The organism is Candidatus Zixiibacteriota bacterium (genome assembly GCA_021159005.1).
Classification (GTDB): domain Bacteria; phylum Zixibacteria; class MSB-5A5; order UBA10806; family 4484-95; genus JAGGSN01.
In genome coordinates, this window is the sequence record JAGGSN010000003.1 from 1 (window position 1) to 12,964 (window position 12,964).

General features: G+C 43.4%; 12 protein-coding genes. 10 read left to right on the forward strand and 2 right to left on the reverse strand.

Translation table 11 applies throughout. The features are described 5' to 3' along the window. Positions 1–301 precede the first annotated feature (301 nt). The 8 genes from J7K40_00255 (at position 302) to J7K40_00290 (ending at position 6,765) form a co-directional block, all read left to right on the forward strand. Positions 302–1,726 (forward strand): sugar transferase, encoded by a 1,425-nt coding sequence (locus J7K40_00255; GenBank protein ID MCD6160829.1) that lies wholly within the window; start codon positions 302–304, stop codon positions 1,724–1,726. Positions 1,727–1,728: 2 nt separating this feature from the next. After that, positions 1,729–2,676 (forward strand): response regulator, encoded by a 948-nt coding sequence (locus J7K40_00260; protein ID MCD6160830.1) that lies wholly within the window; start codon positions 1,729–1,731, stop codon positions 2,674–2,676. Positions 2,677–2,857: 181 nt separating this feature from the next. Further along, entirely contained in the window at positions 2,858–3,040 is a 183-nt protein-coding gene (locus J7K40_00265) for a hypothetical protein (GenBank protein MCD6160831.1), read from the forward strand. 181 nt (positions 3,041–3,221) lie between these two features. Beyond that, complete coding sequence (locus J7K40_00270) at positions 3,222–3,779, forward strand: dCTP deaminase (GenBank protein ID MCD6160832.1); 558 nt, start codon at positions 3,222–3,224, stop codon at positions 3,777–3,779. Between the two features lie 95 nt (positions 3,780–3,874). Then, positions 3,875–4,426 (forward strand): pyruvate ferredoxin oxidoreductase subunit gamma, encoded by a 552-nt coding sequence (locus tag J7K40_00275; GenBank protein ID MCD6160833.1) that lies wholly within the window; start codon positions 3,875–3,877, stop codon positions 4,424–4,426. Beyond that, a complete protein-coding gene (locus tag J7K40_00280; protein ID MCD6160834.1) occupies positions 4,419–4,676 on the forward strand; it encodes a 4Fe-4S binding protein in 258 nt (85 codons plus the stop codon). Before J7K40_00275 ends, J7K40_00280 begins: the two co-directional genes overlap by 8 nt. Continuing rightward, positions 4,673–5,842: a pyruvate ferredoxin oxidoreductase gene (gene porA / locus J7K40_00285; protein ID MCD6160835.1), complete on the forward strand. Its 1,170-nt coding sequence runs from the start codon at positions 4,673–4,675 to the stop codon at positions 5,840–5,842. Before J7K40_00280 ends, porA begins: the two co-directional genes overlap by 4 nt. Before the next feature lie 2 nt (positions 5,843–5,844). Further along, positions 5,845–6,765, forward strand: coding sequence for a pyruvate ferredoxin oxidoreductase (locus tag J7K40_00290; GenBank protein ID MCD6160836.1), 921 nt, complete (start codon positions 5,845–5,847; stop codon positions 6,763–6,765). Between the two features lie 612 nt (positions 6,766–7,377). On the opposite strand, the gene J7K40_00295 is transcribed toward J7K40_00290, so the two are convergent. Both J7K40_00295 and J7K40_00300 read right to left on the reverse strand, forming a co-directional pair. Continuing rightward, positions 7,378–8,346 carry an NAD-dependent epimerase/dehydratase family protein gene (locus tag J7K40_00295; protein ID MCD6160837.1) on the reverse strand — a complete coding sequence of 323 codons (969 nt, stop codon included), beginning with the start codon at positions 8,344–8,346 and terminating at the stop codon, positions 7,378–7,380. 494 nt (positions 8,347–8,840) lie between these two features. Further along, positions 8,841–10,679, reverse strand: a complete 1,839-nt coding sequence (locus J7K40_00300; GenBank protein ID MCD6160838.1) for a VWA domain-containing protein — start codon at positions 10,677–10,679, stop codon at positions 8,841–8,843. 617 nt (positions 10,680–11,296) lie between these two features. Between J7K40_00300 and pdxS the strand changes: the two genes are divergently transcribed. Then, on the forward strand, positions 11,297–12,175 hold the full coding sequence (gene pdxS, locus J7K40_00305; GenBank protein MCD6160839.1) for a pyridoxal 5'-phosphate synthase lyase subunit PdxS: 879 nt from the start codon (positions 11,297–11,299) through the stop codon (positions 12,173–12,175). After that, positions 12,172–12,768 (forward strand): pyridoxal 5'-phosphate synthase glutaminase subunit PdxT, encoded by a 597-nt coding sequence (pdxT, locus tag J7K40_00310; protein ID MCD6160840.1) that lies wholly within the window; start codon positions 12,172–12,174, stop codon positions 12,766–12,768. The genes pdxS and pdxT overlap by 4 nt, the downstream gene beginning before the upstream one ends. Positions 12,769–12,964: the final 196 nt, after the last annotated feature.

Here is a 12,964-nt window from a genome sequence, read left to right on the forward strand (position 1 = left end):
CGCCCAACATCCCGCTGCTCTATGGATTATGAAATAAGCAAGCTTCGATTGTTGGGTATTATTTTAAGAACTCTATAAAAAGGCCGGACAGCAGTGAAAATTTATAAATAAGCAGGGTTAGTAACTTGCTGTCTATATAATATATTTATTCTGCTAAAATCATATCTATATATTAATTGTTGCAGCGTGAAACGCCTTAACAATCGAGTCTGAGTTAAGTGACCCGAACTCTGCCGATATAAAGCAAAAGCACAGATTTAACCATCAGGATTAATTGTTTTTCAATCAAATGGGGTAGAGAATGTTAAGGGATCACATTGAAGGAGTTAGAAAGCTTCTGCTTTTCACATACTTAATTGTTATTTCACTTAGTTTTAAGGCTTCATTGTTTATCGAATCATTAATAGAAACCGGAAACTTGGAGTCTGGTTTTTACAACAACTTGTTAATATCGGTGATACTTATCTGGGGATTAGTGTTATGGTATCATAGGGACTGTTATTTTTTCAGGCTAAAATCAAATTTGGAAACATTGAAGCCAATTACCAAGGCATCCATTAAGGCTTCGACTATATTCCTTGGTTTTATATATTTTTCCGGCTATAATGTGCAATCTCAATTTCAAATAGTGCTTTTCTTATTAGTGAGTTTTTTAGCCTTAAGTTTATTGCAGTTGTTTGTAAATGTAAGTTTACACTATTTCCGCAAAAGAGGCTATAATTATCAGACAATCGTTATTGTGGGCAAAAATGATAAAGCCAAAGAATTTGCCAACAAAATACTAAGCAATGCTCATTGGGGTTTTAAGATAATCGGTTATGTGGATTGCGGTATAGATTCCGGCAATGGCTCGGATAAAATGCGCTCCCGACTTAATAATATATCTGAAATTGGCATGCTTGATGACTTGCCTGATATTATTAAATCCCATCAGGTGGACTGGGTTGTTTTTGCATTGGAAAATGACAAGCTGAAATTTATTGAATCAACTGTTGATGATTGTCAGATTATGGGTACGCGGGTAGCAATTTTAGCCAATCTCTATCCTCCCAAGTATGCCGAGATGCGTGCCGCCGACTTTTTTGAATATCCGATTCTTTTGTATGATAATACCAAGCAAAGCGGTTCTTATCATTTTGTTAAAAGTATAATTGACCGCATAGGAGCAGCGGCCGGATTAATTTTAATTTCTCCATTTTTACTTTTTGCCTCGATTGCTATCAAGATATTTTCAAAAGGTTCGATTCTATTTAAACAGGAACGTTTAGGCCTTAATGGTAAAAAATTTACAATGTATAAATTTCGAACTATGGTTCCTAACGCTGAAAAGCTTAAAGCCAATTTGGAGGAATATAACGAAATGAGCGGTCCGGTCTTTAAAATTAAAGATGATCCCAGAATTACTCCAGTCGGCAGATTGCTTCGAAAAACCTCAATTGATGAATTGCCCCAGATATTTAATGTTCTCAAAGGCGATATGTCATTTGTGGGACCTCGTCCTCCTTTGCTAAAAGAAGTCAAACAATACGACCCCTGGCAGAGGCGAAGATTGTCGATTAAGCCGGGTATAACATGTTTATGGCAGGTTGGCGGAAGAAACAATGTCAATTTTGACAACTGGATGAAATTAGACCTTGAATATATTGACAATAGATCTATTTGGCTTGATACCAAAATATTAGCCAGAACAATTCCCGCTGTATTCAATGGCAAAGGCGCCAGTTAGATATGTCAAATATTTTAGTGATTGATAATAATGAGCACATCACCTGTCTAATTAAAGATATTCTGACTCGTGAAAACTATAATGTGGATTGCGCCTATAGCGGCTTTAACGCTTTAAATTTAATCGACCAAAAAGAATATGAATTAATTTTTGTAGATTTAGACCTTCCGGATACAAACGGCATTAATCTTATAAATAAAATCAAAAAGATATCACCCCAGACTCTGTCAATTATCATTTCTGCTCATTATGATTTTGATTGGGCCATCGAATCAATTAAAACGGGAGTGTACCAGTATATAAAAAAACCATTCGATATAGATGAAATTAATAAAGTTGCCGAGGCTGCCATAAAAGAACAAAACAGGATGGTTAATTCCGGGTATGCGTACAAATATGAAGCTAATCATGATAACCAGAACAGGGTTAAAAACGTTGTGCATTTTTCGACAAGCGCCATAATCGCAGCGTTATCTCTTCTGGTTGGGTTTTTTATTCAACAGCAAATATTTCAATGGCAAAGACTGCCGCTATTCTGGGGCAATAAAGAGATTATTTATCTTCTGTTTTCGTTTATATGTTGCTACAGCTTTATATTTATTACGCTCAAACGGAGAATTTGCTTTTCCGGGAAAAAGAATCTCTTTATAAATAGTTTTAAATGCCTAACTTTCTCAAATATTCTATTCATGGCTATTATGTTTGCCGCAACCACTTTCCATGAAACCCGCATGGCTATTTTTATAGGGTATGGAATTGGAGTTGGCGGTTTTTACATTAACAGCTTTAGACTGGTTCCCCAAATAATGAGATTTATATCATATAAGCGTGAGGGCAAAAAGAAGCTCACAATAAAGGGATTTAACGAAATTGAAAAGCCTGTCTCAACATCTGAAAGTGATAAAATTCTAAAATCTGAGTTTCGAGAAAAAAGCAAATCCGTTTTGTAGCTAACGAAAACTTATATTATCTTGTGGTTGGGGTAAGTTTGTATGTGCTGCCGGTTTTCAGACCTGACTACCGGTTGGGTGAAGAACATCCGACCCCACAGTTTTATACCGATGTCGTCAGGAAAGGATTCCTGACGACGCGAAAAGCAGAGCACCCGCCGCGGCGGACTGACGACGCGTAATGCTGCCTGCGCCTACACGCCGCAATGCCGCCTGCGCCTACGCGATATTCTATGTGTTGTCGGAAGTTGCTTCCGACAATTCCGTGGTTGGTGTATGTCCCCGCTCGCCAACTTCCGTGGTTGGCGTATGTCCTTGTGCGCCAACTGGCGTTTCAATAAAATATCCCAACAAAGATAGATGACACCCGCATCATAGAGTTGACTATAAGCATATATAAATCACCAGCTTAAATCATACAGACATTTTATGGTGAACCTTTTTCGTTTGTGAAATAATTAACAAAATTACATAGAAAGTGATTGACAGACTATATTGCTATGATTAACTTTGTAACTTAATTTATCTATTAGATGAGGTGAGTAATGCCGGTTATGCCCGACAATTGGATAGTTAAGATGGCTAAAGAGCACAAGATGATTGAGCCTTTTGCCGAATCACAAGCCAGAGAAAATGTAATATCTTATGGGGTCTCATCTTATGGCTATGATATCCGCGTGGCGGATGAATTCAAGATACCGGCAGATTCCGGCGGCGGCATAATCGACCCGAAAAATTTCGACTTGTCGGCATTCGATGATTACCAAGGCGACCGCTGTATAATTCCCCCGGGAAGTTTCGTTATTGCCCGAACCGTTGAGTATTTCCGCATACCCAGAAACATCCTTACGATTTGCACCGGCAAATCGACCTATTCCCGCTGCGGCTTGCTTGTTAATATAACGCCGTTCGAGCCTGAATGGGAAGGGCATGCCACATTCGCGATATCGAATATTACCAATAAGCCGGCTAAGGTTTATGCAAATGAGGGAATTGCTCAATTGATATTTCTAAAAGCCGATACTGAATGCGATGTGTCATATAAAGATAAAAAGGGCAAATATCAGGGTCAAAAAGGCATAACGATTTCAAAGGTGAAATAATTTCAGGATGTTTAGATATGGATGTTTTAAAACCAATTATGGTATTAATATAATGATAGTAGTTTTCAAGACCTTTAAATTAATAGGAGGATAAATTGAAAGAATTGCGTCTTCACGGACGCGGAGGCCAGGGAGTGGTAACTGCGGCTGAATTAATAGCCCAGGCTGCTTTCGCTGACGGTAAATATGCTCAGGCTTTCCCCGCCTTTGGTTCGGAAAGGATGGGAGCTCCGGTGCAATCATTTGTCAGGATTTCCGACAGTCCGGTGCGATGCCGGAATCAGATTTATGAACCGGATTTTCTGATTGTGCAGGACCCCACTTTAATCGGCACGGTAGATGTTACCGCCGGTTTGAAGCCTGACGGATTATTAATAATCGATACCGAGAAAGATCCGAAAGATTACAATCTCAAAACCGAGGGAAAAATTCTTACCGTCCCGGCTACAAAGATTGCTCTTGAGGTAATCGGCAGAGCGATTCAGAATACCACTTTGCTTGGCTATTTCGCGGCTGTAACTAAGATAATTTCATTCGATGGCGTGAAGAAAGCTATTGAGCATAGGTTCCCGGCGAAAATTGCGGCTAAAAATGTCGCGGCTGTCGAGAGAGCCTTCGCGTTAGTTAAGGAGGAAGCCCATGTCTAAACCGATTCTTTTAACAGTAGGGCCGGGCACTTCCAAAGTCAATAAGACCGGAGCTTGGAGAACGCTTATGCCGGTATTCAAGCACGAGAACTGCAACGATTGCCGTATCTGTGTTACTGTTTGCCCTGATGCCTGCGTATTCGGGCAGGACAGCAAATACAATGCTAATATGGATTACTGCAAAGGGTGCGGTATCTGCGCCTATGAATGTCCGGTCGATGACATTGATATGGTACTGGAGGTGAAATGAGGAAGTTTATTGAAGGCTCGATGGCGGTATCTCAATCGGTTAAGCTTTGCCGTCCGGATGTTATTGCTGCTTATCCTATCACGCCGCAGACCCATATTGTTGAATTCTTAGCGAAGATAGTCGCCGATGGCGAATTGAAAACAGAATTCATAAATGTCGAATCAGAGTTTGGCGCCGCCTCAGTAGTGCTTGGCGCCGCCGCAGTTGGAACCAGAGCTTATTCGGCTACTACAGCCCAGGGGCTTATACTGATGGCTGAGGTGCTGTACAATATCGCCGGTATGAGATTACCCCTTGTGGTTACAGTTGCCAACAGGGCTATGTCCGCTCCGATTAGTATCTGGAACGATCATTCCGATATTGTCGTACTTCGAGATGCCGGAATTATCATGCTTTTCGCTGAGGATGCTCAGGAACTTATGGATATGCATCCGCAGGCTTACAAGATTGCGGAGAATCCCGAAATATCTCTGCCGGTTACCGTGAACATGGATGGTTTCATTCTGACTCACGCTTTCGAGCCGGTTGATATGCTCGACCAGAAAACCGTAGATGATTTCCTGCCGCCGATTAAGCCGGTTGCTAAATTGGATATTGAAAACCCAATTACAATGGGGCTTCTGGCGGAACCAACTTGGTATATGGAAACCCGTTATAAACTTAAAGAGACAATGGAAGACTCGCTTGCGATTATCGAAAAAACCGCTGAAGAATTCAAGGCTTTAACCGGCCGCTGGTATGGCGGATTAATCGATACCTACAGGATGGAAGACGCTGAAACCGCTTTTGTGGCGATGGGTTCGCTTGTTGGCACAATAAAAGATGTTGTCGACACGTTGAGAGCCAAGGGCGAGAAAGTCGGCGTTTTGAAAATCAGAAGTTTCCGGCCGTTTCCTTTTGAGAAAATTCGTGAGACCTGCGCCAACCTTAAGCAGTTGGTTGTTATCGATAAATCATACTCAAACGGTTTCGGAAGCATCCTTCAGGAGGAACTGAAAGCTTGCTTCTATAATCAGAAACATCAGCCGCTTATTTCCGGTTTCGTAGCCGGTCTTGGCGGACGTGATATTCCACCGAAATCTCTTATTGATGCTTACAAAAAATCACAGGGCAAAGAAGTCATTAACCAATTTGTCGACCTTAGAACAGAAGTGTTGGGAGGTTAATTATGGCAGAAACAACTAAGAAAAGAAAAGAAAAACCTCCGGTAACAGAACCATTATTTACCAGCGGTCACCGCGCCTGCGCCGGCTGCGGCGAGGCATTAGGCGCCAAGCTGATTATGAATGCTGCCGGTCCGAATACAATGGTAGTAACCAGCACCGGCTGCCTTGAGGTGTTTTCGACACCGTACCCGGAATCCGCTTGGCGGGTGCCGTGGATACATTCGCTGTTTGAGAACTCATCCGCAGTTGCCTGCGGCGTGGATGCAGGTTTGCGCGCTCTCGGCAAAAGAGAGAATGTCAATGTTATCGCGCAGGGCGGCGATGGCGGCACTGCCGATATCGGAATTGGCTGTTTGTCGGGGATGCTTGAACGCAACCAGCGGGTTTTATATGTCTGTTATGACAACGAAGCCTATATGAACACCGGCGTTCAGCGTTCCGGTCTAACGCCGTTTGATACTAATACAACTACATCGCCAGCCGGCAAGGAATCGTTTGGCAATCCGATTGGTAAAAAGCCGCTGCTTCAGATTGTAGCCGCACACAATATCGCGTATGCGGCTTCGGCAACAGTCGGTTTCCCGGCGGATGTCCAGTCGAAAACCAAGAAAGCGCTGGCTATTAAGGGCGCTACGTTCATTCACCTTCATGTACCCTGCCCGCTGGGTTGGGCATATAGTACCGAGAAAACGGTTGAAATCGCCCGTCTGGCGGTATATACCGGATTGTTCCCGATTATCGAGATGAGGTATGGCGAGGTTACTCGTGTACGCAAAATCAAGAATGACCTCAAGCCGGTAGCCGAGTATCTCAAACTACAGGGACGCTACCGCCACCTATTTGCAGCGGATGAGGGCAAGAAGGAGCTGGAGAAAATCCAGGCGATAGCTGACGCTAATATTGAGAAATTTGGCTTGGCTTAATTAGGGGTTGCAATTTAGTTTGATTGATGGAAGGGCTGTCTGTTTGGCAGCCCTTTTTTTGTTATGATTTTACATAGAGTATTACGATAGGTGATATTAAGTCCTTACGCTCTTTGTATAAATTATCAACAAACTGTGTATTAAGATTTTCTTGATTTTATTTGACTAAATGCATAGCTTCCTGTTTTCCGAATTGGGACACCCGGGGAATATTTATTGATTTACGATAATATCAAATAGTTTTAGTATCGTAGGGCAGGATTCGGAAATTGCTAATATAACGAAATACATTGCAGTAGTTTATATATACGCAGCGAATAGGCAGGTCTCGGAGAGACCTGCCCTACTGACTACGCCGGATAGATGTTGTTGCTTGGAAAAGCGGTCATAGTCATCATCATGCCTTGGTGAGCGCGGATGCAAAGCAGCTTGAGATTTTCGAAGCTTTGAAAGTCCCGAGGCCCTCAATGAAGAGTCTTGTTGTGTCGGATTTCTAATCGCAATTATGGTTAACATATTACAGCGCTGTGCCTTATCAAAACGCAAGTGTTAAACTCCGGCTATGAAAAACAGCTTACCTGATAAACCATCTGTTTGACGCTGAATAACTATCTATCTATATAGTGTGCCCTTCTCTTTGCGTTCTTTGAGATGTTTGAGCATATCCTGAGTCATGGCGTCGAGGTTGTATTCGGGTTTCCAGCCCCATTCCTTGCGCGCCGCCGAATCATCGATAGAATTCGGCCAGGAATCGGCTATCTCCTGACGGTAATCCGGCTCGTAGGTTACCTCGAAACCGGGGATATATTTCTTAATTGAAGCGGCTAATTCGGCTACCGAGAAACTCATCGCGGCATGGTTGAAATCGGAATGATGCTTCAGCTTATTAAAATCAGCCTCAGCCAGTTGGATAGTGCCGTTGATCGCATCCGGCATGTACATCATCGGCAGACGGGTGTCCTCGCTCACGAAGCAGGTGTATTTGCCTTTGTCGACCGCTTCATAATAGATGGCCACGGCATAATCGGTGGTGCCGCCGCCCGGCAGAGTTTCATAGGAGATAATGCCGGGATAGCGAAGCCCTCTGATATCAAGCCCGAAACGCTTGACATAATAATCGCACAATAATTCGCCGCAAACTTTGGTAACCCCATACATAGTAGAGGGTTTTAAAATCGATTCTTGCGGCGTGTTGTCAAGCGGAACACCGGCGCCCCAAACAGCGATTGAACTGGGGATGATAATCCGCGCCATTTCGTATTTGAGGCCCAGTTCAAGGATGCTGATTGTGCCGTTCATGTTAACATCCCAGCAAAGCTGAGGGTGTTTTTCGCCAACAGCCGAAAGGATTGCCGCCATATGATAGACTGTATCGATATCATATTTTTTGACTATTTCCTCAACGCTGTTAATATCGGAAACATCGATGAAGTGAAACGGCCCCGAATTTTTCAGCTCATCCGAGGGTTGGGTTTTACGTCCGGCAGCGATAACGTTTTCCGCGCCGTATTTTCTACGCAGTTCCATAGTCAACTCCGACCCAATTTGACCAACTGCGCCGGTAACTAAAATCTTTTTCATTTCTTTTTTCATAAAGCCACTCTTGTTAAAAATTTATTAATTCTCTTTCTCATGTTAATACGTTCAAATGCACATCAACAATACTGGCGCACACGGACATACAACAGCTATAAAATACAAATCCGGCGGCTAATTTAATAAATACGAATTGGCAAAGCAAGGATTTGTAATATTGTATTTCGCTAAAATATTTCCGCAATATCAAAAATAAAAAAGCCACCTTAATTTGCAGGCGGTCAGGTTGTTGATAAAAAACTGATTCTTCTACCAGAGCTGTCGGAAGCAACTTCCGACAGCACGAAATTTTATAAAATCGTAACGCGTAGGGGCGTATTGCATACGCCCTCTTGTTGCCAAACAGCGTTTGGCAACAAGAAGGGTTTGTTGTTTTGCCAACAGCCTGGGGGCGTTTGCCTCAGGCGAACGCCCCCGCTTGGCAGTCGGAGTGAAACTTGCAAATAATCAGATTTGCCCTCTAAGATACGGCAGAATCATTATCTGTCGGAATATGAATTAGCCAATGATTTACAGACATCGGCAAGCTCAATGAACTCTCTTCTATAGCCATTACTATCAGCGCCCTTCGAATCCCTGGCAAGCTCTAAGACTTGTTCATAGCTGGCATTGCCTTTAAATTGAGAATCACGCAGCAGCATGCCGAATTCTGCCGCGGCGGCGGAGAACCTGAAATTATCCGAGGTGCGTTTAAGCGCGATATCCGTATCGATTACATGATGTTCGATAAGCCTGCTTTTATTGCCATCCGGTTTTTTATATCTGAATTTGACAGTCAGCAATTCCGGGCTTTCAAAAGCATCGCCCCTGAGCCGCATAACCTGATACCGCAATTCGCCGGTTTGAGCTTCAAAATCCTCCGGGTTGGCGGGGATAATCTCATATAAGGCGGTTGCCGTATGGCCCGACCCAAGCTCACCGGCATCCTTGGCGTCATCGGCAAAATCTTCTTTGTTGAGAATCCTGTTCTCATAGCCAATCAGACGGTATGCCTGCACCTTGGCGGGATTGAATTCTATCTGTATTTTAACATCCTTGGCAATGGTGAAAAGCGTGCCTTTCATTTCATTAACAAGCACCTTTTTCGCCTCGATGATATTATCGATATAGGAGTAATTGCCATTGCCCTTGTCTGCCAGCTTTTCCATTTTGGAACCTTTGTAATTGCCGGCGCCGAATCCTAATACTGTCAGGAAAATGCCCTGGTCGCGTTTTTCCTCTATCAGCTTGACAAGTCCTTCATCGCTTGAGATGCCGACATTAAAATCGCCATCAGTTGCCAGAATAACCCGGTTGTTGCCCGACTTCATGAAATTATCTTTAGCAATCTGATAAGCAAGCTTGATCCCCGCCGCGCCGGCAGTACTGCCGCCAGCTCCAAGCCTGTCGATAGCCGCCAAAATAGCATCCTTCTGGCAGCCGGGCGTTGATGGCAATTGAAGACCCGCATTACCGGCATAGGTAACGATAGCTACTCGGTCGCCCTCATCAAGTTTGTTGACCAGCAATTTAAAGGCGGATTTTAAAAGCGGCAGTTTTTCCGGCCTTTTCATCGAGCCGGAAACATCAATAAGAAAAACAAGATTGCTGGATGGCAACTCATTCATCGAAACATCTTTCCCCTGAAGGCCGATATGCGCCAGGCGATGAGTGTTATCCCAGGGGCATTCGGAGATTTCCGTAGTTATCGAAAACGGATGTTTGCCATCAGGCTGAGGGTAATCATAAGTGAAGTAGTTTATAAACTCCTCTATCCTGACTGCATTCTTTGGCGGAAAACTGCCCTTATTGATAAACCTTCTCATATTGCTGTAGGAAGCGGCATCAACATCGATGGAAAATGTTGACAGCGGCGTATCAAGGGCATTTATGAACTTGTTTTCATTGATGAAGTCGTACGCCTCATTATTATAATAAGGCGAAGGAGTTAATATCGTTGTTCGCAGTTTTGATTCGGCTGTTGTTTTAGGTATATTAGTTGAACCATAACCGCCGAGCTGGCCGCGTATTATAGTCTCATCATAAACAGAACCCGACTCACCGGCGCGCGAACTGCGAACATGCAGTTCGTCGACCTTAGACGTAGAACCTTTTTGATCTTTTGCAGCGCCTCCAATATGAATAACTGGAATAATAGCAATCTCATCTTTGCTTGCCCGGTCAACGCAGCTCACCTCGAACTTATCGATATCAGGATGTTTGCCGATGATTGCTATATTCCCAACCTCGATAGCCTCGGATACAAGCTCAAAATTCTGCTCTGCAACAGAATCGGATTGAACCAGTATTTTGGCGACAGTGAACTTGTTATAGCCAATGCAGCTGGCAATTAAAGTATATTTACCGGGCGGCACGTTTATAATAGTATAGGTCCCATCTTTCGGATTGGTATTAGTCCCCATTGTTGTTCCCTCAATCATGACTCGAGAACCGGGAATGGGCTCTTTGGTTTCGCTGTCAACAATCTTACCTGTAATCTTGCCGGTTGTACCGGCGATTGCCAAGTGACAACCTACGACAATTAAAATTAACATTGCCAGTTTGGAATGTTTCAACAGTTTCATGTGTACCTCCACATTTAAAATTAGAGTTTAACTATATTTCATATATTTGATGCAAAAGGGTTAATTTATTCGCCAGCGAATGAATCCGGATTAACTACCTTCTTTGAATTATATACAATCCAGACGGGGTAACTATTCCATTTATTTTGTAATGTCTGATTAGGCAGGTGATTATATGTGTTGTTGATTATAATATATCATTATTCTTCCCCCTTTCAATAAACTTGACAGACCGATAATAAAACTATATTTTAATAGCATAATTGTTCTTAGTGAGATTACTGGTAATTTATTATATTTTAAAGTAATCCGAATAAAGGGAACAGCTTAGGAATGTAAGCGTAAGTTAATTTAATAGTGAGGTTTTAGATATGTTTAATAATAAGGATTTTAAAGTCAAGGTCGGATTAGCCAATATGCTTAAAGGCGGCGTAATAATGGATGTTACCAATGTTAAGCAGGCTAAAATCGCTGAGGATGCCGGCGCGGTGGCAGTGATGGCATTGGAAAGAGTGCCCTCGGATATACGTGAACATGGCGGAGTCGCTCGCATGACCGACCCGGCTATAATTCAGGACATTAAGAAGACCGTAAGTATTCCGGTAATGGCTAAATGCCGTATTGGACATTTCGCTGAGGCGCAGATACTGGAGGCGCTCGAAGTCGATTATATCGATGAGTCTGAGGTTTTAACCCCAGCTGATGAGCATAATCATATCGACAAAGATAAATTCAAAATTCCGTTTGTTTGCGGATGCCGCAACTTGGGCGAGGCGCTCAGACGGATTGGCGAGGGCGCGGCTTTGATGCGCACCAAAGGCGAGGCTGGCTCCGGCAATATTGTCGAGGCTGTCAGACATATGCGGTTGGTGAACGACAGTATCAAACGTCTTACTCAGCTTGATGATAGTCAATTGATGGCTGAGGCTAAAAACCTTGGCGCGCCGTTTGAAATTGTGAAATGGGTAAAAACTCATAAGAGATTGCCGGTTCCGAATTTTGCCGCCGGCGGTATTGCAACTCCTGCCGATGCTTCTTTGATGATGCAGCTTGGCGCCGAGTCGGTCTTTGTCGGTTCGGGGATATTCAAATCATCCGACCCCGAAAAAGCAGCCAAAGCTATTGTGCTGGCAACAACCCACTACCAGGATTTCAAAAAAATTGTCGAACTGTCTAAGGGTCTGGGCGAACCGATGAAAGGCCTCAATATTAAGCAGATTCCGGAAGATGAACTTTTGCAGACAAGATGACTGATGGCATCTTAGCATTACAGGGCGATTATTTCGCGCACGGCCGGGTTCTCGACAAACTCGGCCGCAAATATATATATGTGAAAAAGCCGGAGGAGTTAAATCAGGTCAGCTCGTTGATTATCCCCGGCGGCGAATCCACTACCATCAGAAAGCTGGCAAAGGAAAATGGATTATGGGAGCTTCTGAAGCGATTCAATGGCGCGATACTTGGCACTTGCGCCGGTATAATTCTTCTGGCTGATAAGACGATTAATCCGCCTGAGGAAACACTCAACCGCCTTGATGTTGCAATCTCAAGAAATGCTTATGGTTCGCAAATAAATTCATTTATTTCAATGGGTAATTTGCCATTGATTGGCAAACAAATCGAGATGGTTTTCATTCGCGCGCCGAAGATACAAGATATTGGCAATAGCATAGAGGTATTCGCCGAACATAATGGCGAGGTTGTCGGAGTGAGAAGCGGCAATATAATCGGGCTGACATTCCATCCTGAACTGGCTGAGGATACGGTTATTTATGAAGAGTTTTTCGGGTTGGGAAAGTCTGATACAAGGAAAATACGAATAAAGATAAAATCTTCTAATTAAAACCGCAGATTTGACCGGATTTTGCAGCAGAATATAATCATTAAAATTACACTACTGTCCGGCCTTTTGTCCGCCTTAGGCGGATGCTATAATGATGTCATTCCCACACTGCCCGCGTCATTCCCAACACTGCCCGCGTCGTTCCCAACACTGTCCGCGTCATTCCCAACACTGTCCGCGTCATTCCCAACACTGT

Excerpts from the sequence above, each read along its gene's own strand:
- J7K40_00255 (MCD6160829.1), top strand. The coding sequence starts at position 302 with ATGTTAAGGGATCACATTGAAGGAGTTAGAAAGCTTCTGCTTTTCACA.
- J7K40_00260 (MCD6160830.1), top strand. The coding sequence starts at position 1,729 with ATGTCAAATATTTTAGTGATTGATAATAATGAGCACATCACCTGTCTA.
- J7K40_00265 (MCD6160831.1), top strand. The coding sequence starts at position 2,858 with ATGCTGCCTGCGCCTACACGCCGCAATGCCGCCTGCGCCTACGCGATA.
- J7K40_00270 (MCD6160832.1), top strand. The coding sequence starts at position 3,222 with ATGCCGGTTATGCCCGACAATTGGATAGTTAAGATGGCTAAAGAGCAC.
- J7K40_00280 (MCD6160834.1), top strand. The coding sequence starts at position 4,419 with ATGTCTAAACCGATTCTTTTAACAGTAGGGCCGGGCACTTCCAAAGTC.
- porA (MCD6160835.1), top strand. The coding sequence starts at position 4,673 with ATGAGGAAGTTTATTGAAGGCTCGATGGCGGTATCTCAATCGGTTAAG.
- J7K40_00290 (MCD6160836.1), top strand. The coding sequence starts at position 5,845 with ATGGCAGAAACAACTAAGAAAAGAAAAGAAAAACCTCCGGTAACAGAA.
- J7K40_00295 (MCD6160837.1), bottom strand. The coding sequence starts at position 8,346 with ATGAAAAAGATTTTAGTTACCGGCGCAGTTGGTCAAATTGGGTCGGAG.
- pdxS (MCD6160839.1), top strand. The coding sequence starts at position 11,297 with ATGTTTAATAATAAGGATTTTAAAGTCAAGGTCGGATTAGCCAATATG.
- pdxT (MCD6160840.1), top strand. The coding sequence starts at position 12,172 with ATGACTGATGGCATCTTAGCATTACAGGGCGATTATTTCGCGCACGGC.